Raw genomic sequence first — 17,795 nt, 5'->3', positions numbered from 1 at the left:
GGGGATGCCTTTAAAACCCTTAGTGACCGCAGGCGTTGAAAATCTGCTCAATACCTTTCTGTACCGTTCTCCTGCGCTGAAGTCAGCCAGAACGCGTTTACAGAGCAAGGTGCTGCGTGTTGATCTTAAAGGATTTTCAACACCTTTAGTCCTGGTGTTTAGTGAGCGCCAGGTCGATGTGCTGGGGGCATGGGAAGGCGAAGCCGATTGCACTGTAATCACGCATGCCAGCGTGTTGCCGAAATTACGCGACCGCCAGCAGCTTACCACGCTTATTCGCAGCGGTGAGCTGGAGGTTCAGGGTGATATCCAGGTGGTGCAGAACTTTGTGGCTCTGGCCGATCTGGCAGAGTTTGATCCCGCAGAATTGTTAGCGCCCTATACCGGCGATATCGTCGCGGAGGGGGTCAGCAAAGTCTTGCGTGGTGGCGCGAAGTTTTTGCAGCATAACATTCAGCGCCAGCAGCGCTATGTAGCCGAAGCGATCACCGAAGAGTGGCGTATGGCTCCCGGTCCGCTTGAGGTTGCATGGTTTGCAGAAGAAACGGCAGCCGTTGAACGCGCGGTCGAATCTCTGGCCAAACGGCTGGAAAAACTGGAGGCCAAATGACGCCAGGTGAAGTACGGCGCCTTTATTTCATCATTCGCACTTTTTTAAGCTACGGTCTTGATGAACTCATCCCCAAAATGCGTATCACGCTGCCGCTTCGGTTGTGGCGTTACTCGTTGTTCTGGATGCCCAACCGGCATAAAGACAAACCGCTCGGAGAAAGGCTGAGACTGGCTTTACAGGAACTCGGCCCGGTGTGGATTAAATTTGGGCAAATGCTCTCCACTCGTCGTGACCTTTTCCCGCCACAGATCGCCGATCAGCTTGCGCTATTGCAGGATCGCGTTGCCCCATTCGATGGGCAGCGAGCGAAAGAACAAATCGAAGAAGCCATGGGTGGGCTGCCCGTCGAGGAGTGGTTTGATGATTTTGAGATCACGCCGCTGGCATCTGCGTCTATTGCCCAGGTCCATACCGCGCGATTGAAATCCAATGGTAAAGAGGTGGTGATCAAAGTTATCCGCCCGGACATATTACCGGTCATTAAAGCGGATTTAAAACTGATCTACCGCCTTGCGCGCTGGGTTCCTCGCCTGCTGCCGGATGGCCGTCGCCTGCGACCAACAGAAGTGGTCCGCGAGTATGAAAAAACGTTAATTGATGAGCTGAACCTGCTGCGCGAATCGGCGAACGCAATTCAGCTGCGACGTAATTTTGAAGATAGCCCGATGCTGTACATCCCGGAAGTGTATTCCGACTATTGCAGTCAGAACATGATGGTGATGGAGCGCATATATGGTATCCCCGTATCGGATGTCGCAACGCTTGAGAAGAATGGCACCAACATGAAGTTGTTGGCTGAACGCGGCGTGCAGGTCTTCTTTACTCAGGTATTTCGCGACAGTTTTTTCCATGCGGACATGCATCCTGGGAATATTTTCGTCAGTTATGAGCACCCTGAAAACCCGAAGTACATTGGTATTGATTGCGGGATTGTGGGTTCTTTAAATAAAGAAGATAAGCGCTACCTTGCTGAAAACTTTATTGCGTTCTTTAACCGAGACTACCGCAAAGTTGCCGAATTGCACGTGGATTCCGGTTGGGTTCCGCCCGATACCAACGTTGAAGAGTTTGAATTCGCCATTCGTACCGTGTGTGAGCCGATATTCGAAAAACCGCTGGCGGAGATTTCCTTTGGTCACGTGCTGTTGAATCTGTTTAACACCGCGCGTCGATTCAATATGGAAGTCCAGCCTCAGTTGGTTTTGCTACAGAAGACGCTGCTGTATGTTGAAGGTGTCGGTCGACAGCTCTATCCGCAGTTAGATTTGTGGAAAACGGCCAAGCCGTTTCTCGAATCCTGGATTAAAGATCAGGTCGGTATTCCGGCACTCGTCAGGGCATTTAAAGAAAAAGCCCCGTTCTGGGTCGAAAAAATGCCAGAAATACCTGAACTGGTGTATGACAGTTTGCGCCAGGGCAAATATTTACAGCACAGTGTTGATAAGATTGCCCGCGAGCTTCACGCTAATCATGTGCGTCAGGGACAATCCCGTTATTTATTGGGCATTGGCGCAACATTGTTACTAAGTGGAACATTCCTGCTGGTAAGCCGTCCTGAGTGGGGGCTTATGCCGGGCTGGTTAATGGCGGGAGGCGTCATAGCCTGGCTAATCGGCTGGCGCAAAATGCGCTGAATTTTTCATCGCCCAAGGCAGGCCGTGTAACGTATACTACGGCCTTATTAATTCATCATCTATGACAGAGGAACATGTATGGGTGGTATCAGTATTTGGCAGTTGTTGATCATTGCCGTCATCGTTGTACTGCTATTTGGCACCAAGAAACTCGGCTCCATCGGTTCCGATCTTGGCGCGTCTATTAAAGGCTTCAAAAAAGCGATGGGTGATGATGAACCTAAGCAAGATAAAACCAGCCAGGATGCTGATTTTACTGCTAAATCCATCACTGATAAGCAGGGCGAAGTGAAAAAGGAAGACGCCAAAAGCCAAGATAAAGAGCAGGTATAATCCGTGTTTGATATCGGTTTTAGCGAACTGTTATTGGTGTTCGTGATCGGCCTCATTGTCCTGGGGCCGCAACGATTACCCGTAGCGGTAAAAACGGTTGCTGGCTGGGTTCGCGCTTTGCGCTCCCTTGCGACTACTGTGCAGAATGAACTGACCCAGGAGCTTAAGCTTCAGGAATTCCAGGACAGCCTGAAGAAAGTAGAAAAAGCGAGCCTGACAAATCTGACCCCGGAGCTGAAAGCATCAATGGATGAGCTGCGTGAAGCGGCGGAGTCGATGAAGCGTTCTTATAGCGTGCACGATCCTGAGAAAGCCAGCGATGAAGCGCACACTATCCATAATCCGGTGGTGAAAGACGGTGAAGCGCAGCGAGAAGGGGTCACCCCAGCCGCAGCTGAAAACCAGGCCAGTTCGCCGGAGCAAAAACCGGAATCCACGGGTGCTAAAACGCCAGAGCTAACGGAAAACACTTCCGCCACGTTGATGGATGCAGAAAAGAAAGCTGCCGCACCTGTTGTCGAATCCTCCCCCTCGTCGAGTGATAAACCGTAAACATGGCTGTAGAAGATACCCAACCGCTCATCACGCATCTTATTGAGCTGCGTAAGCGACTCCTGAACTGCATTATTGCGGTAATCGTGATCTTTCTGGCGTTGGTTTACTTTGCCAACGACATTTACCATATGGTTGCGGCGCCGTTGATCAAACAGATGCCGCAGGGCGCAACGATGATCGCCACCGATGTGGCCTCGCCGTTCTTTACCCCGATAAAGTTAACCTTCATGGTGTCGCTGATTCTGTCGGCGCCAGTGATCCTCTACCAGGTCTGGGCATTCATTGCGCCTGCTTTGTACAAACATGAACGTCGCCTGGTTGTGCCGCTGCTGGTCTCCAGTTCGTTATTGTTCTACATCGGTATGGCATTCGCCTATTTTGTCGTCTTCCCGCTGGCGTTTGGTTTCCTTGCCAACACGGCTCCGCAAGGCGTACAGGTATCGACAGACATTGCCAGCTATCTCAGCTTTGTAATGGCGCTGTTTATGGCTTTCGGTGTCTCTTTTGAGGTTCCTGTTGCCATCGTGCTGCTATGCTGGATGGGCATTACGACACCTGAAGACTTACGCAAGAAACGTCCTTACGTTGTAGTGGGCGCATTTGTCGTCGGGATGTTACTGACCCCGCCAGATGTCTTCTCGCAAACGCTGTTGGCGATACCAATGTACTGCCTGTTCGAGGTGGGTGTGTTCTTCTCTCGATTCTATGTCGGTAAGCGACGTACGCGAGATGAGGATAACGAGGCTGAAGAAGCAAAAGAAGCCGAAGCCACCGAGAAAACAGAAGAATAAACGCAACCGCCCGTCAGGGCGGTTGTCATATGGGAGGAAGCATGTTTGATATTGGCGTTAATTTAACCAGTTCACAATTTGCGAAAGACCGTGATGAGGTCGTAGCGCGCGCCTTTGCTGCGGGCGTAAACGGTATGCTTCTGACCGGAACAAACCTGCACGAAAGCCAGCAGGCTTTAATGTTGGCGCAGCATTATCCGCATTGCTGGTCCACGGCTGGCGTGCACCCGCATGACAGCAGCCAATGGCAGTCCTCAACAGAAGCAGAGGTTATCGCACTGGCAAACCATTCGAAGGTGGTCGCTATTGGTGAGTGCGGCCTGGATTTCAATCGCAATTTCTCCACGCCGCAGGAGCAGGAGCGTGCTTTTGAGGCGCAACTGCGCATTGCTGCTGAACTGCAGATGCCGATTTTCATGCATTGTCGGGACGCCCATGAGCGTTTTCTGACGTTGCTGGAGCCGTGGCTGGACAGCCTGCCCGGTGCGGTGCTGCACTGCTTTACTGGCTCGCGCCAGGAGATGCAGGACTGTGTAGACCGCGGACTTTATATTGGTATCACCGGGTGGGTCTGTGATGAGCGTCGGGGCATGGAACTGCGTGAGCTGTTGCCCTTTATCCCGGTAGAGAGATTGCTGATCGAAACCGATGCGCCTTACTTACTTCCCCGGGATTTAACGCCTAAACCAGCGTCACGCCGCAATGAACCTGCGCACCTACCGCATATTCTTGAGCGTATTGCCCACTGGCGCGGCGAGGATCCTCAATGGCTGTCAGCAACCATTGATACTAACGTCAGAACGCTGTTTGAAGTGACCTTCTAAGGCGACTTAAATTTTTCGAAAGCCGGTATTTTTCACGCTCTGCTTAACCTCTTTATTCAACAGGTTAAGCAGCAGCATGGAACGCGCTTCGCCATCGGGTTCGGTAAAGATCGCTTTCAACCCCTCAAACGCACCTTCAGTAATAATTACACTGTCCCCCGGATGAGGGGTTTCAGGGTCAACAATACCTTCAGGTTTGTAGACAGAAAGTTGATGAATGACGGGAGAAGGTACGGTCGCCGGCGTCGCACCGAAACGGACGAAATGGCTGACACCACGCGTGGCGTTGATGGTGGTGGTGTGGATCACTTCCGGGTCGAACTCGACAAACATGTAATTAGGGAATAGGGGTTCACTGACTGTGGTACGTTTACCGCGCACCATTTTTTCCAGGGTGATCATAGGCGTCAGGCAGTTCACCGCCTGTCTTTCCAGGTGTTCCTGGGCTCGCTGAAGTTGCCCACGTTTGCAGTACAGTAAATACCAGGCTTGCATAATAACTCTTATCCGCTTGTTCTGAGCGCCAGCATAGCAAAAGCCATGAGTTAAGTTAATTATACCCGCCTCAAAGCAGGCTGAAACCCAATGGGTATATACTCCTGGGGCTTATATGTATCGCCAGAGTTCACGCTAATTTAACAAAAATACAGCATCACAATGATGAACGCCGTATAATGAAGCGCTTACGAAGAGGCCACAATGGACGCCATGAAATATCACGATTTACGCGACTTCCTGACGCTGCTTGAACAGCAGGGCGAGCTCAAACGCATTTCGCTTGAGGTGGATCCCCACCTGGAGATCACTGAAATTGCCGATCGCACCCTGCGTGCCGGTGGGCCTGCGTTACTGTTTGAAAATCCTAAAGGCTATTCAATGCCGGTGCTGTGTAACCTGTTTGGCACACCGAAGCGTGTGGCGATGGGGATGGGGCAAGAAGATGTCTCGGCGCTACGGGAAGTCGGTAAGCTGTTGGCGTTTTTGAAAGAGCCTGAGCCACCGAAAGGATTTCGCGATCTGTTTGATAAGCTGCCGCAGTTTAAGCAGGTGCTGAACATGCCGACTAAGCGGTTACGCGGCGCGCCTTGTCAGCAAAAAATCTATTCAGGCGATGAAGTCGACTTAAACCGTATTCCGATTATGACCTGCTGGCCAGAGGATGCTGCGCCGCTGATTACCTGGGGGCTGACCGTTACGCGCGGCCCGCATAAAGAGCGGCAGAATCTCGGTATTTATCGTCAGCAGCTGATTGGCAAAAACAAGCTCATCATGCGCTGGCTTTCCCATCGCGGCGGCGCGCTGGATTATCAGGAGTGGCGCGCGGCGCATCCTGGTGAACGGTTCCCGGTTTCTGTGGCCTTGGGAGCAGATCCGGCAACAATTCTGGGCGCTGTTACACCTGTCCCGGATACGTTATCTGAATACGCATTTGCCGGACTGTTGCGTGGCACCAAAACTGAAGTGGTCAAATGTATTTCCAACGATCTGGAAGTTCCTGCCAGTGCTGAAATCGTGCTGGAAGGCTATATCGAGCCGGATGAAATGGCACCGGAAGGACCGTATGGCGATCATACCGGTTACTACAATGAAGTAGATAGCTTCCCGGTCTTTACCGTCACGCACATTACCCAGCGTGAAGATGCAATTTATCACTCGACCTATACCGGACGCCCGCCGGATGAGCCTGCGGTACTCGGTGTTGCGCTGAATGAAGTCTTCGTGCCTATTCTGCAAAAGCAGTTTCCGGAAATCGTCGACTTTTACCTGCCTCCCGAAGGCTGCTCATATCGCCTGGCTGTGGTGACGATGAAAAAACAGTACGCTGGTCATGCCAAACGCGTCATGATGGGGGTCTGGTCGTTTTTGCGTCAGTTTATGTACACCAAATTTGTTATTGTCTGCGATGATGACGTCAACGCACGTGACTGGAATGATGTGATTTGGGCGATTACGACGCGTATGGACCCGGCCCGGGATACTGTACTGGTAGAGAATACACCCATTGATTACCTGGACTTTGCCTCGCCGGTTTCCGGTCTTGGTTCAAAAATGGGGCTGGATGCCACCAATAAATGGCCGGGCGAAACCCAACGTGAATGGGGACGTCCGATAAAAAAAGATCCTGAAGTCACTGCGCGTATTGACGCAATTTGGGATGAACTGGCCATCTTTAATGACGGCAAAAGCGCCTGAGGCGCGATCGTTTTGCCTATTGATCCGACAGAGAGAGCGCATGACAACCTTAAGCTGTAAAGTGACCTCGGTAGAAGCTATCACTGACACCGTATATCGCGTTCGTTTAGTGCCAGACGCGGCGTTTTCCTTTCGTGCCGGCCAGTATTTAATGGTCGTGATGGACGAACGAGATAAGCGTCCGTTCTCCATGGCATCTACGCCGGACGAGCAGGGGTTCATTGAACTGCACGTTGGCGCTTCTGAGCTAAATCTGTATGCCATGGCCGTGATGGACCGCATTCTGAAAGACCGCGAAATTCAGGTCGACATTCCGCATGGCGAAGCCTGGCTGCGTGATGAGGACGAACGTCCGTTGATCCTGATTGCCGGCGGGACGGGCTTCTCTTACGCGCGTTCCATTCTGCTTACCGCGCTGGCGCGCAATCCAAACCGCGATATCACCATTTACTGGGGCGGGCGCGAAGAGAAGCATCTCTACGATCTCTCTGAACTGGAAGCGCTGTCAGTAAATCACCCGAATCTGCGCGTTGAGCCAGTGGTGGAACAGCCTGAAGAAGGCTGGCGTGGCCGTACGGGCACCGTATTAACGGCAGTATTACAGGATTACGGTACCCTGGCGGAACACGATATTTACATTGCCGGTCGTTTTGAAATGGCTAAAATCGCGCGCGATCTGTTCTGCAATGAACGCAGCGCGCGTGAAGATCGCCTGTTTGGCGACGCGTTCGCGTTTATTTAAGCGCTGTGCGCCGGAGCCCTTCCGGCGCATCCATCAACCAACCTTACTTCTTCTAACAGGGTGTAAGCCCGGTCTCGTTGCCTCTTATTTTCCACCAGTTTTTAGTAAACGTCTTTTGGTTATCTATTAATAATAAAAATAAGCTTTTGTGACAAATCTCTTTTTGTTTAGTAAACAAAATTGGCAAGCTATGCAGCATCACATTACAAGGCGCACACGAGGGAAAACCATGAGGCTTGGCCTGGATATTGGCGGGACTAAAATCGAAGCAGTAGTGATTGATAATACGGGTGAAATTGTTTACCGCGCGCGGTGCGCAACCCCAAAGCAGAGCTATGGCGATTTTTTCCAGGCCGTAACGGAGATGATTGCTAAGGCCAGGCAGACCGTTAATCAGTCTTTCTCGGTTGGCGTTGGGGTGCCCGGTGCGGTGGATAGCGAAGGGTTAATCAAAAACTCCAACATTCTGGTGCTGAATCAGCAAGCCTTTGCGCAAGATCTTGAGCAAGCGTTAGGGATGCCTGTGCCCGTCACCAACGATGCTAACTGCTTTACGCTGTCAGAGGCGATGGACGGCAGTGGATGCGGGCACAGCGTCGTTTTTGGCGTCATCCTCGGTACCGGTTGCGGCGGCGGTGTGTGTATCGATAACCGTCTGATTTCCGGTCCTAACGCCTGCGCAGGCGAGTGGGGGCATAATGCCTTGCCGCGTTATCATGAATCTAAGGATGGGGCCGCAGTGACATGCTATTGCGGACAGTTGAACTGCATCGAGAGCTTTATTTCCGGCAGCGGCCTGGAACGCCAGTATTTGAACCACACCGCGCAACATGTGGGTGTGCCACAAATTATGCGCCAGGTAGAATTGGGTGATGCAGATGCCTGTTTGTTATGGGAACGCTATTGCGATCAACTGGCGCGGGCGTTGGCTAGCGTGGTGAATACGCTCGATCCCGATGTCATTGTGTTGGGGGGCGGGGTATCTAATATCGATTTACTGTATTCTGGCTTGCAGGCGCGAGTAGCGCAGTACGTATTTGGTAAGCAGTGCCGTACACCGATCGTTCCGGCCCGACACGGTGACAGCAGCGGCGTACGTGGTGCCGCCTGGCTGGGGGCACAACAAGCTAGCGTAGAATCAATGAGAGTGAAATGACGAAACCTGTACGTATCAGAGACATTGCCGAAGCATGTGGGGTCTCAGTTGGCGCTGTTTCCCGCGCCCTAAAAGGGCAGCCGGGGCTGCGTGAAGATACCCGGTTGCGCATTATTTCTGTGGCGCAGCAGCAGGGTTATGATTTTTCCCGCCTACGTAGCGACAAGATCAAACGCGTCCTGTTTTTGCTGCATCGTCAGCACAATATCAGCCACGCATTGCCGTTTTACTCTCAACTGCTGTTAGGTATAGAAGACCTTTGTCGCGAGAACGGCATTGCGCTGAGCTTTCTGTCTATCGGTCCGGGCGATGCGGTGAGTGAGCAGGTGCTGCTGCACCAGCCGGATGCGCTGATCTGTGCCGGATTTTTTGAGCCTGAAATGCTTGGGCTGCTGCAACAGATGAAACTGCCGCTGGTGCTGGTGGATCTCTGGGCGCCTGGCCTGCCTTGCGTCAATCCGGATAACACTCAGGGCGGCTATCTGGCCACGCAACATCTGCTTGCACAAGGTCGCAACCGCATCGCTTTTCTTGCCAGTACACTTTCTCACTACAGTATTCGTCAGCGTGAGAAGGGCTATCGTCAGGCATTGTATGAAGCCCGGTTGCTGATGCCGCCAGAGTACGAAGCCATCGCGCCGCCGTTGCTGGATACCGAGCAATCTTTGGTAGAGGCGGTTAATGAGTTGCTCAGGCTGCCGGAGCCGCCCGATGCCATTTTTGCCTATAACGATGCGGCCGCGATGGTTGTACAACGGGTGTGTGCGCAGCAGGGCATTCGTATCCCGGAAGATCTTGCGCTGGTCGGGTTTGATGATATCTATGCCGCAGCCTGGTCACATCCGCCGCTGAGCACTATCGCGGTTGATAAGCAACAGCTGGGTCGGGAAGCGCTGCGTTTACTACTCGAAGAGAAGCAGGAAGAGAATCTGCTGCTGCCGGTGCAGTTAGTGGTACGTAGTAGTTCAGGGAAATAAAAAACCCGCCCCTGACAGGCGGGAAGAACGGCAACTAAACTTTCTCTCTTCGCCATTGGCACCATAACTGTGTTGGCTGCGCCCATTCACCCGAATCACTTACTACACGTAAGCTCATCGGGATTCATTCACTTGCCGCCTTGTTCTGGCACCAATGGCTTTGAGATAACATTTCGTAGGCCGGGCAAGCGAAGCGCCCCCGGCATGCTTTGATTAAACTCGCTCAAACACCGTTGCGATACCCTGACCTAACCCGATACACATCGTCGCCAGACCAAACTGTACGTCTTTGCGTTCCATCAGGTTGAGCAGGGTGGTGCTGATACGCGCACCGGAACAACCCAGCGGGTGACCCAATGCGATCGCCCCGCCGTTGAGGTTGATCTTCTCGTCGATCTGCTCCATCAGCCCCAGATCTTTAATACACGGCAGGATCTGGGCGGCAAAAGCTTCATTCATCTCAAACAAGCCGATGTCGCTGGTGGAGAGTCCCGCTTTTTTCAGCGCCAGCTTTGAAGCCGGAACCGGACCGTAACCCATGATGGAAGGGTCGCAGCCGACAACGGCCATTGAACGAATTCTGGCACGTGGCGTCAGACCCAGCTCACGGGCGCGGCTTTCGCTCATGACCAGCATCGCGGCAGCACCATCGGAAAGCGCGGAAGAGGTACCGGCAGTCACCGTGCCGCTAACCGGATCGAATGCCGGGCGCAGGGTGGATAACGCTTCAACGGTGGTTTCCGGACGGATGACTTCGTCGTAGTTAAACTGTTTTAGCACACCGTCTGCATCATGACCGCCAGTCGGGATGATTTCATTTTTAAAGACGCCAGACTGTGTAGCAGCCCAGGCGCGAGCGTGTGAACGTGCGGCGAAGGCATCCTGCATTTCACGGCTAATACCGTGCATGCGGGAGAGCATTTCCGCCGTCAGGCCCATCATCCCCGCGGCTTTCGCCACGTTGCGGCTCATACCCGGGTGGAAATCAACGCCGTGGCTCATCGGCACATGGCCCATATGTTCCACGCCGCCAATCAGGCACGCTTGCGCATCGCCGGTCATAATCATGCGTGCTGCATCATGCAGCGCCTGCATGGATGAACCACACAGACGGTTAACGGTCACTGCCGGTACTGAATGCGGGATTTCCGCCAACAGTGACGCGTTACGAGCGATGTTGAAACCCTGCTCCAGCGTTTGCTGCACGCAGCCCCAGTAAATATCATCAAGCGCGGATGGCTCCAGAGCCGGATTACGCGCCAGCAGGCTACGCATTAAATGTGCGGAGAGATCTTCTGCCCGCACGTTACGAAACGCGCCCCCTTTCGAACGGCCCATCGGGGTACGGATCGCATCAACAATTACAACCTGTTCCATTGTGACTCCTTAAGCCGTTTTCAGGCTGCCAACCGGGCGGGCAGGCTCAACCTGGGGATAATACGGTTCGTTATGGCGCGCTTTATCACGCAGACCGGCCGGCACTTCATACAGTGGGCCAAGATGCTGGTACTGCTGAGCCATATCGAGGTACTTCGCGCTGCCGAGCGTATCCAGCCAGCGGAACGCGCCGCCGTGGAACGGAGGGAAGCCCAGGCCGTACACCAGCGCCATATCGGCTTCTGCCGGGCTGGCGATAATGCCTTCTTCCAGACAACGCACCACTTCATTGACCATTGGGATCATCATGCGGGCGATAATCTCTTCATCGCTGAAGTCGCGTTTCGGCTGGCTGACCTCTGCCAGCAGACCATCAACGACGGCATCTTCTTCTTTCTTCGGCTTGCCCTTGTTATCTTCTTTATAGCGCCAGAACCCGAGACCGTTTTTCTGTCCGAAACGGTTAGCATCAAACAGAGCATCGATCGCATCGCGATAATCTTTCTGCATACGCTGTGGGAAGCCCGCAGACATCACCGCCTGTGCGTGATGCGCGGTATCAATCCCCACCACGTCCAGCAGATAAGCCGGACCCATCGGCCAGCCAAACTGTTTTTCCATCACTTTGTCGACTTTGCGGAAATCCGCTCCGTCGCGCAGCAACTGGCTGAAACCGGCAAAATAGGGGAACAGCACGCGGTTGACGAAGAAACCAGGGCAGTCGTTGACCACAATTGGCGTTTTGCCCATCTGGCTTGCCCAGGCGACAACCTTAGCGATGGTTTCATCTGAGCTTTTCTCGCCGCGAATGATCTCAACCAACGGCATACGGTGCACCGGGTTAAAGAAGTGCATACCACAGAAATTTTCCGGGCGTTTAAGCACGCTGGCCAGTTCGTTGATTGGAATGGTAGAGGTATTCGAAGCCAGTACGGTGTCCGGTCGTACCTTATCTTCGGTTTCCGCCAGTACCGCTTTTTTCACTTTCGGGTTTTCCACGACCGCTTCGACTACCACGTCCACACGCTCGAAACCGCTATAGTCGAGGGTTGGATGAATAGTGGAAATCACGCCCGCCATTTTCAGACCGTCAATTTTGCCGCGCTCAAGCTGTTTGTTCAGCAGCTTGGCGGCCTCGGTCATGCCCAGCGTTAATGATTTGTCGTTGATATCTTTCATGACAACCGGCACGCCTTTCCAGGCCGACTGGTAAGCGATACCGCCGCCCATAATGCCCGCACCCAGCACCGCCGCTTGCTTTGGCGTCTCAATATTTTTGGTGAGCTTTTTGGCTTTGGCTTTCACGAACTGATCGTTAAGGAAGATCCCAACCAATGCGCGAGCTTCACTGGTGTGCGCCAGTGGAACAAAACTTTTGTTTTCCAGGTTCAGCGCTTCTTCACGGCCAAAGCGGGCTGCCGCCTCAATCGTTTTCACGGCAGTGATTGGTGCGGGATAATGCTTCCCGGCCGTCTGCGCTACCATCCCTTTGGCGATAGTAAAGCTCATCGCCGCTTCAATTTTGCTGAGTTTCAACGGTTCCAGTTTCGGCTGGCGTTTGGCTCTCCAGTCGAGATCGCCGTTAATCGCCTGACGTAATACCGCGATCGCGCCATCAAGCAGTTTCTCGTGTTTCACTACGCCATCGACCAGGCCGATTTTCAGCGCCTGTTCAGCACCAACATCTTTACCTGCAGCAATGATTTCCAGCGCGCTGTCCGCACCTAGCATACGTGGCATACGCACGGATCCGCCAAAGCCCGGCATGATGCCCAGCTTGGTTTCCGGCAGGCCTATGCGCAGGTCCGGCGTTGCCAGACGGTAATCGGTCGCCAGCACACACTCGCAGCCGCCGCCCAGCGCATAGCCATTTACCGCTGAGAGGGTCGGAACAGGCAGATCTTCCAGACGATTAAAGACGCTGTTGGCAAAGTGCAGCCACTGGCTCAACTGTTCTTCAGGCACGAGGAACAGTGAAAGGAATTCGGTGATATCGGCACCGACAATAAAGGCCGCTTTGTTAGAGCGCAGCAGCAGCCCTTTTAAATTCGGTTGTTTTTCCAGCACGTCAAGCGCATGGCCCAGGCTGGCAACGGTGGCCGTGTCGAGTTTATTGACCGAACCAGGGGCATCGAACACCAGTTCGGCGATGCCGTCTTCCAGCCAGTCGAGGTACAGGGTGTCGCCTTTGTAAAGCATGTCAGTCTCCTGAATCCGCAAGGTGATCTGGTCATACCAGATGAAACGAAGTGTGTGTTTTATGTTAAAAAAATGCAAATGAATGATTAAAGAAATGACGATTCGATCACGCTCGGTAGAAATCACGCACTCACAAAGCGATGTGCTAAGATGCGGAGACTTGAGGTCAAAAACAGAAGGATAGAAAATGGAATCGCTGGCCGCACTCTATAAAAATCATATCGTTACCTTACAAGAGCGGGCGCGTGACGCGCTGGATCGCTTCAAGCTGGATGCGTTACTTATTCACTCTGGCGAACTTGTTAACGTCTTTCTTGACGACCATCCGTACCCGTTTAAGGTCAATCCGCAATTCAAAGCCTGGGTACCCGTAACGCAGGTCCCTAACTGCTGGTTGCTGGTGGATGGTGTGAATAAGCCAAAATTGTGGTTCTATCTGCCGGTCGATTATTGGCATAACGTTGAGCCGCTGCCGACCTCATTCTGGACGGAAGAAATCGAGATCATCGCGCTGCCAAAAGCGGATGGTATCGGGAGCCAACTGCCAGCTGCTCGCGGCAATATCGGGTATATCGGTCCGGTTCCGGAACGTGCGCTGCAACTGGACATCGTGGCCAGCAACATCAACCCGAAAGGGGTGATCGACTACCTGCATTATTACCGCGCCTTTAAAACGGATTACGAACTGGCCTGTATGCGCGAAGCGCAGAAAATGGCGGTGAATGGACACCGTGCCGCGGAAGAAGCATTCCGTTCCGGGATGAGCGAGTTTGACATCAACCTGGCCTATCTGACCGCGACCGGTCACCGCGATACCGACGTGCCATACAGCAACATCGTTGCGCTTAATGAGCATGCATCGGTTCTTCATTACACCAAACTGGATCATCAGGCTCCGTCTGAAATTCGCAGCTTCCTGCTGGACGCTGGTGCGGAATATAACGGCTATGCGGCAGACCTGACGCGTACCTGGTCGGCGAAAAGCGACAACGACTATGCACATCTGGTGAAAGACGTTAATGACGAAGAGCTGGCGCTTATCGCTACCATGAAAGCGGGCACCAGTTACGTGGATTACCACATTCAGTTCCATCAGCGCATCGCGAAGCTGCTGCGTAAGCATCAAATCATCACCGATATGAGTGAAGAGGCGATGGTGGAAAACGATCTTACTGGACCGTTTATGCCGCATGGTATTGGCCACCCGTTGGGTCTGCAGGTACATGATGTCGCTGGCTTTATGCAGGATGACAGCGGTACCCACCTTGCTGCCCCGTCGAAGTATCCTTACCTGCGCTGCACCCGTGTTCTGCAGCCGGGTATGGTTCTGACCATCGAACCGGGCATCTACTTTATTGAATCGCTGTTGGCGCCGTGGCGTGAAGGGCAGTTCAGCAAACACTTCAACTGGCAGAAAATTGAAGCTCTGAAACCGTTCGGCGGTATTCGTATTGAAGACAACGTGGTGGTCCACGAGAACAATATCGAAAACATGACGCGGGATTTAAAACTGGCGTAATGGACAGTTGGTTAATCCCTGCGGCGCCGGTTAGCGTCGTTGAAGAGATCAAAAAAAGCCGCTTCATTACGCTGCTCGCCCATACGGACGGCGTAGAAGCGGCGAAAGCATTCGTTGAGTCAGTCAAAGCGGAACACCCGGACGCCCGCCACCATTGTGTGGCGTGGGTGGCGGGTGCGCCGAATGACTCGCAGCAGTTGGGCTTTTCAGACGATGGTGAACCGGCGGGAACGGCAGGCAAACCGATGCTCGCGCAACTGATGGGCAGCGGTATCGGTGAGATTACCGCTGTGGTGGTGCGCTACTACGGCGGTATCCTTCTCGGTACGGGTGGGCTAGTAAAAGCCTATGGTGGTGGTGTCAATCAGGCGTTGCGTCAATTAACGACACAGCGCAAGACGCCACTAACCGAATATACTTTGCAGTGTGAGTACGGTCAGCTGGCAGGCATAGAAGCTTTGCTGGGTCAGTTTGACGGTAAAGTCGTTGCCAGTGATTACCAGGCTTTTGTTCGGCTCAGGGTGGCGCTTCCTTATGCCAAAGTGGATGAATTTTCGGCAAAACTGGCGGATTTTAGTCGTGGTTCATTGCAATTGTTAGCGATTGAAGAATAATCCCCACCTCATTTTAAAGAACTAAGGAAGCGGTAGAGATGCATTTTCGCGCCATTACCCGAATCGTTGGACTACTGGTCATCTTATTCTCGGGGACAATGATTATCCCCGGACTGGTGGCGCTCATCTATCGCGATGGGGCAGGGCGTGCATTTACCCAAACGTTCTTCGTCGCTCTGGCGATCGGCTCCATGCTGTGGTGGCCGAACCGCAAAGAGAAAGGCGAGCTGAAATCTCGCGAAGGTTTTCTGATTGTCGTCTTGTTCTGGACAGTGCTGGGTAGCGTGGGTGCGCTGCCGTTCATCTTTGCGGAAAGCCCTAACCTGACGATTACCGATGCCTTTTTTGAATCCTTCTCCGGATTGACCACCACCGGAGCCACAACGTTGGTGGGACTGGATTCATTGCCACACGCTATTCTCTTTTATCGACAGATGCTGCAATGGTTTGGCGGGATGGGGATCATCGTGCTGGCAGTGGCTATTCTGCCTATTCTTGGCGTCGGCGGGATGCAGCTCTATCGGGCAGAAATGCCGGGGCCGCTGAAAGATAATAAAATGCGTCCGCGTATTGCCGAAACGGCGAAAACCCTGTGGCTTATCTATGTATTGCTGACGGTGGCATGTGCACTGGCGCTATGGTTTGCCGGGATGCCCGCGTTTGATGCCATTGGGCACAGTTTTGCCACGATTGCGATTGGCGGCTTTTCCACGCACGATGCCAGCGTGGGATATTTCGACAGTCCCACGATCAACACCATCATTGCTATCTTCTTGCTGATCTCCGGCTGTAACTATGGCCTGCACTTCTCTTTATTAAGCGGCCGTAGTCTGAAGGTCTACTGGCGCGATCCGGAATTTCGCATGTTCATCGGCGTGCAGTTGACGCTGGTGGCTGTCTGTACGCTGGTGCTGTGGATACACAATACCTACGGTTCAGCGCTCACGACCATCAACCAGGCCTTTTTCCAGGTGGTATCGATGGCGACGACCGCCGGATTTACCACCGACAGCATTGCCCGCTGGCCGCTGTTCCTGCCTGTGTTGCTGTTGTGTTCTGCCTTTATCGGCGGCTGTGCCGGGTCAACGGGCGGTGGCTTGAAGGTGATTCGTATCCTGTTGCTGTTTAAGCAGGGTAACCGCGAGTTGAAACGTCTGGTTCACCCGAATGCGGTTTACAGTATCAAATTGGGTAACCGTGCGCTGCCGGAGCGAATTCTTGAAGCCGTATGGGGATTCTTTTCTGCCTATGCGCTGGTATTTATTATCAGTATGCTGGCGATTATTGCGACCGGTGTTGATGACTTCTCCGCGTTTGCCTCCGTGGTGGCGACGCTGAATAACCTCGGGCCAGGGCTGGGCGTTGTCGCCGACAACTTTGCCAGTATGAACCCTGTGGCGAAGTGGATCCTGATTGCCAATATGCTGTTTGGTCGTCTGGAGGTCTTTACTCTGCTGGTACTCTTTACCCCTACTTTCTGGCGTGAATAATGGAGTAACACGTGAAAACACTGATTCTTTTTTCTTCCCGGGACGGACAAACGCGTGAAATCGCCGAGTATCTGGCTTCTGAACTCAAGGAGCTGGGCGTTTGGACGGATGTCGTTAATTTGCATCGTACCGCGGAGCCTGACTGGCAAAATTACGACAGCGTGGTGATTGGCGCCTCGATTCGCTATGGTCATTACCATGCCGCTTTTCAGGAGTTTGTGAAAAAGCATGCCACGCGGCTGAACGCGATGCCGAGTGCGTTCTACTCCGTTAACCTGGTTGCCCGTAAACCGGAGAAGCGTACGCCACAAACCAACAGCTATGCGCGTAAGTTCCTGATGAGTTCACCGTGGCGGCCAGATCGCAGTGCGGTTATTGCCGGTGCTTTGCTGTATCCCCGCTATCGCTGGTATGACCGCGTTATGATCCAACTGATAATGAAGATGTCAGGCGGTGAAACGGATACGCATAAAGAAGTGGTGTATACCGATTGGGAACAGGTCGCGGGTTTTGCGCGGGAAATTGCCCAATTAACCCACAAAACGTTGCCAAAATAAGCGTAAAGAATAAAAAATAATCACTCGGAAAATTATTTTAAATTTCCCCTTGTCAGCCTGAAATAACTCCCTATAATGCGCCTCCACTGACACGGAACAACGGATTACACGCCGCCGGGTCAGCGGAGAAAAGCGTAAATAAATGCTTGACTCTGAAGCGGGATAGCGTAATATGCACACCCCGCGCCGCTGAGAAAAAGCGAAGCGGCACTGCTCTTTAA

At 53.0% G+C, this 17,795-nt stretch carries 17 protein-coding genes; 14 read left to right on the top strand and 3 right to left on the bottom strand.

From position 1 onward, the window contains the following. The first annotated feature begins 4 nt into the window (after positions 1-4). From ubiJ to tatD, 6 genes are all read left to right on the top strand, one after another. Positions 5-610, top strand: coding sequence for a ubiquinone biosynthesis protein UbiJ (gene ubiJ / locus ACVXHP_RS21660; RefSeq protein WP_447572181.1), 606 nt, complete (start codon positions 5-7; stop codon positions 608-610). Beyond that, complete coding sequence (ubiB, locus tag ACVXHP_RS21655) at positions 607-2,247, top strand: ubiquinone biosynthesis regulatory protein kinase UbiB (protein WP_200009491.1); 1,641 nt, start codon at positions 607-609, stop codon at positions 2,245-2,247. Before ubiJ ends, ubiB begins: the two co-directional genes overlap by 4 nt. A 78-nt stretch (positions 2,248-2,325) precedes the next feature. Continuing rightward, complete coding sequence (tatA, locus tag ACVXHP_RS21650; protein ID WP_003017888.1) at positions 2,326-2,580, top strand: Sec-independent protein translocase subunit TatA; 255 nt, start codon at positions 2,326-2,328, stop codon at positions 2,578-2,580. Between the two features lie 3 nt (positions 2,581-2,583). Next, positions 2,584-3,132 (top strand): Sec-independent protein translocase protein TatB, encoded by a 549-nt coding sequence (tatB, locus tag ACVXHP_RS21645; protein WP_200009489.1) that lies wholly within the window; start codon positions 2,584-2,586, stop codon positions 3,130-3,132. A 2-nt stretch (positions 3,133-3,134) separates the two neighbouring features. After that, positions 3,135-3,926 (top strand): Sec-independent protein translocase subunit TatC, encoded by a 792-nt coding sequence (gene tatC / locus ACVXHP_RS21640; RefSeq protein ID WP_003828911.1) that lies wholly within the window; start codon positions 3,135-3,137, stop codon positions 3,924-3,926. A 41-nt stretch (positions 3,927-3,967) separates the two neighbouring features. Beyond that, entirely contained in the window at positions 3,968-4,750 is a 783-nt protein-coding gene (tatD, locus tag ACVXHP_RS21635; protein WP_447572180.1) for a 3'-5' ssDNA/RNA exonuclease TatD, read from the top strand. A 6-nt stretch (positions 4,751-4,756) separates the two neighbouring features. Here tatD and rfaH read toward each other — a convergent pair whose 3' ends face one another. Next, on the bottom strand, positions 4,757-5,245 hold the full coding sequence (gene rfaH / locus ACVXHP_RS21630; protein WP_042313969.1) for a transcription/translation regulatory transformer protein RfaH: 489 nt from the start codon (positions 5,243-5,245) through the stop codon (positions 4,757-4,759). 204 nt (positions 5,246-5,449) lie between these two features. On the opposite strand from rfaH, the gene ubiD reads away from it, so the two are divergent. From ubiD to ACVXHP_RS21610, 4 genes are all read left to right on the top strand, one after another. Continuing rightward, complete coding sequence (gene ubiD / locus ACVXHP_RS21625) at positions 5,450-6,943, top strand: 4-hydroxy-3-polyprenylbenzoate decarboxylase (RefSeq protein WP_200009487.1); 1,494 nt, start codon at positions 5,450-5,452, stop codon at positions 6,941-6,943. Between the two features lie 40 nt (positions 6,944-6,983). Beyond that, the gene (gene fre / locus ACVXHP_RS21620; protein ID WP_200009486.1) at positions 6,984-7,685 is read left to right on the top strand and encodes an NAD(P)H-flavin reductase; all 702 of its coding nucleotides are present in this window, start codon (positions 6,984-6,986) and stop codon (positions 7,683-7,685) included. A gap of 229 nt (positions 7,686-7,914) precedes the next feature. Next, the gene (locus ACVXHP_RS21615; RefSeq protein WP_447572179.1) at positions 7,915-8,841 is read left to right on the top strand and encodes an ROK family protein; all 927 of its coding nucleotides are present in this window, start codon (positions 7,915-7,917) and stop codon (positions 8,839-8,841) included. Further along, positions 8,838-9,818 (top strand): LacI family DNA-binding transcriptional regulator, encoded by a 981-nt coding sequence (locus ACVXHP_RS21610; RefSeq protein WP_447572178.1) that lies wholly within the window; start codon positions 8,838-8,840, stop codon positions 9,816-9,818. The genes ACVXHP_RS21615 and ACVXHP_RS21610 overlap by 4 nt, the downstream gene beginning before the upstream one ends. A gap of 213 nt (positions 9,819-10,031) precedes the next feature. Here ACVXHP_RS21610 and fadA read toward each other — a convergent pair whose 3' ends face one another. Next, positions 10,032-11,195 (bottom strand): acetyl-CoA C-acyltransferase FadA, encoded by a 1,164-nt coding sequence (fadA, locus tag ACVXHP_RS21605; protein ID WP_447572177.1) that lies wholly within the window; start codon positions 11,193-11,195, stop codon positions 10,032-10,034. Between the two features lie 9 nt (positions 11,196-11,204). After that, complete coding sequence (fadB, locus tag ACVXHP_RS21600) at positions 11,205-13,394, bottom strand: fatty acid oxidation complex subunit alpha FadB (RefSeq protein WP_447572176.1); 2,190 nt, start codon at positions 13,392-13,394, stop codon at positions 11,205-11,207. A 187-nt stretch (positions 13,395-13,581) separates the two neighbouring features. Between fadB and pepQ the strand changes: the two genes are divergently transcribed. Genes pepQ through hemG form a run of 4 tightly spaced genes read left to right on the top strand, consistent with a single transcriptional unit; the run spans position 13,582 to position 17,574 of the window. Next, positions 13,582-14,913: a Xaa-Pro dipeptidase gene (gene pepQ, locus ACVXHP_RS21595; RefSeq protein WP_447572175.1), complete on the top strand. Its 1,332-nt coding sequence runs from the start codon at positions 13,582-13,584 to the stop codon at positions 14,911-14,913. Further along, the gene (locus ACVXHP_RS21590) at positions 14,913-15,527 is read left to right on the top strand and encodes an IMPACT family protein (protein WP_304702990.1); all 615 of its coding nucleotides are present in this window, start codon (positions 14,913-14,915) and stop codon (positions 15,525-15,527) included. The genes pepQ and ACVXHP_RS21590 overlap by 1 nt, the downstream gene beginning before the upstream one ends. A gap of 38 nt (positions 15,528-15,565) precedes the next feature. Next, positions 15,566-17,017: a Trk system potassium transporter TrkH gene (gene trkH, locus ACVXHP_RS21585; RefSeq protein ID WP_003017848.1), complete on the top strand. Its 1,452-nt coding sequence runs from the start codon at positions 15,566-15,568 to the stop codon at positions 17,015-17,017. A gap of 11 nt (positions 17,018-17,028) precedes the next feature. Next, positions 17,029-17,574 carry a menaquinone-dependent protoporphyrinogen IX dehydrogenase gene (hemG, locus tag ACVXHP_RS21580; protein ID WP_038634428.1) on the top strand — a complete coding sequence of 182 codons (546 nt, stop codon included), beginning with the start codon at positions 17,029-17,031 and terminating at the stop codon, positions 17,572-17,574. The last annotated feature ends 221 nt before the right edge of the window (positions 17,575-17,795 follow it).

The sequence above is a fragment of the Citrobacter freundii complex sp. 2025EL-00176 genome (assembly GCF_053309355.1).
The sequence above is the reverse complement of the archived record's forward strand: the minus strand, read 5'-3'. Positions and strand labels throughout refer to the sequence as shown.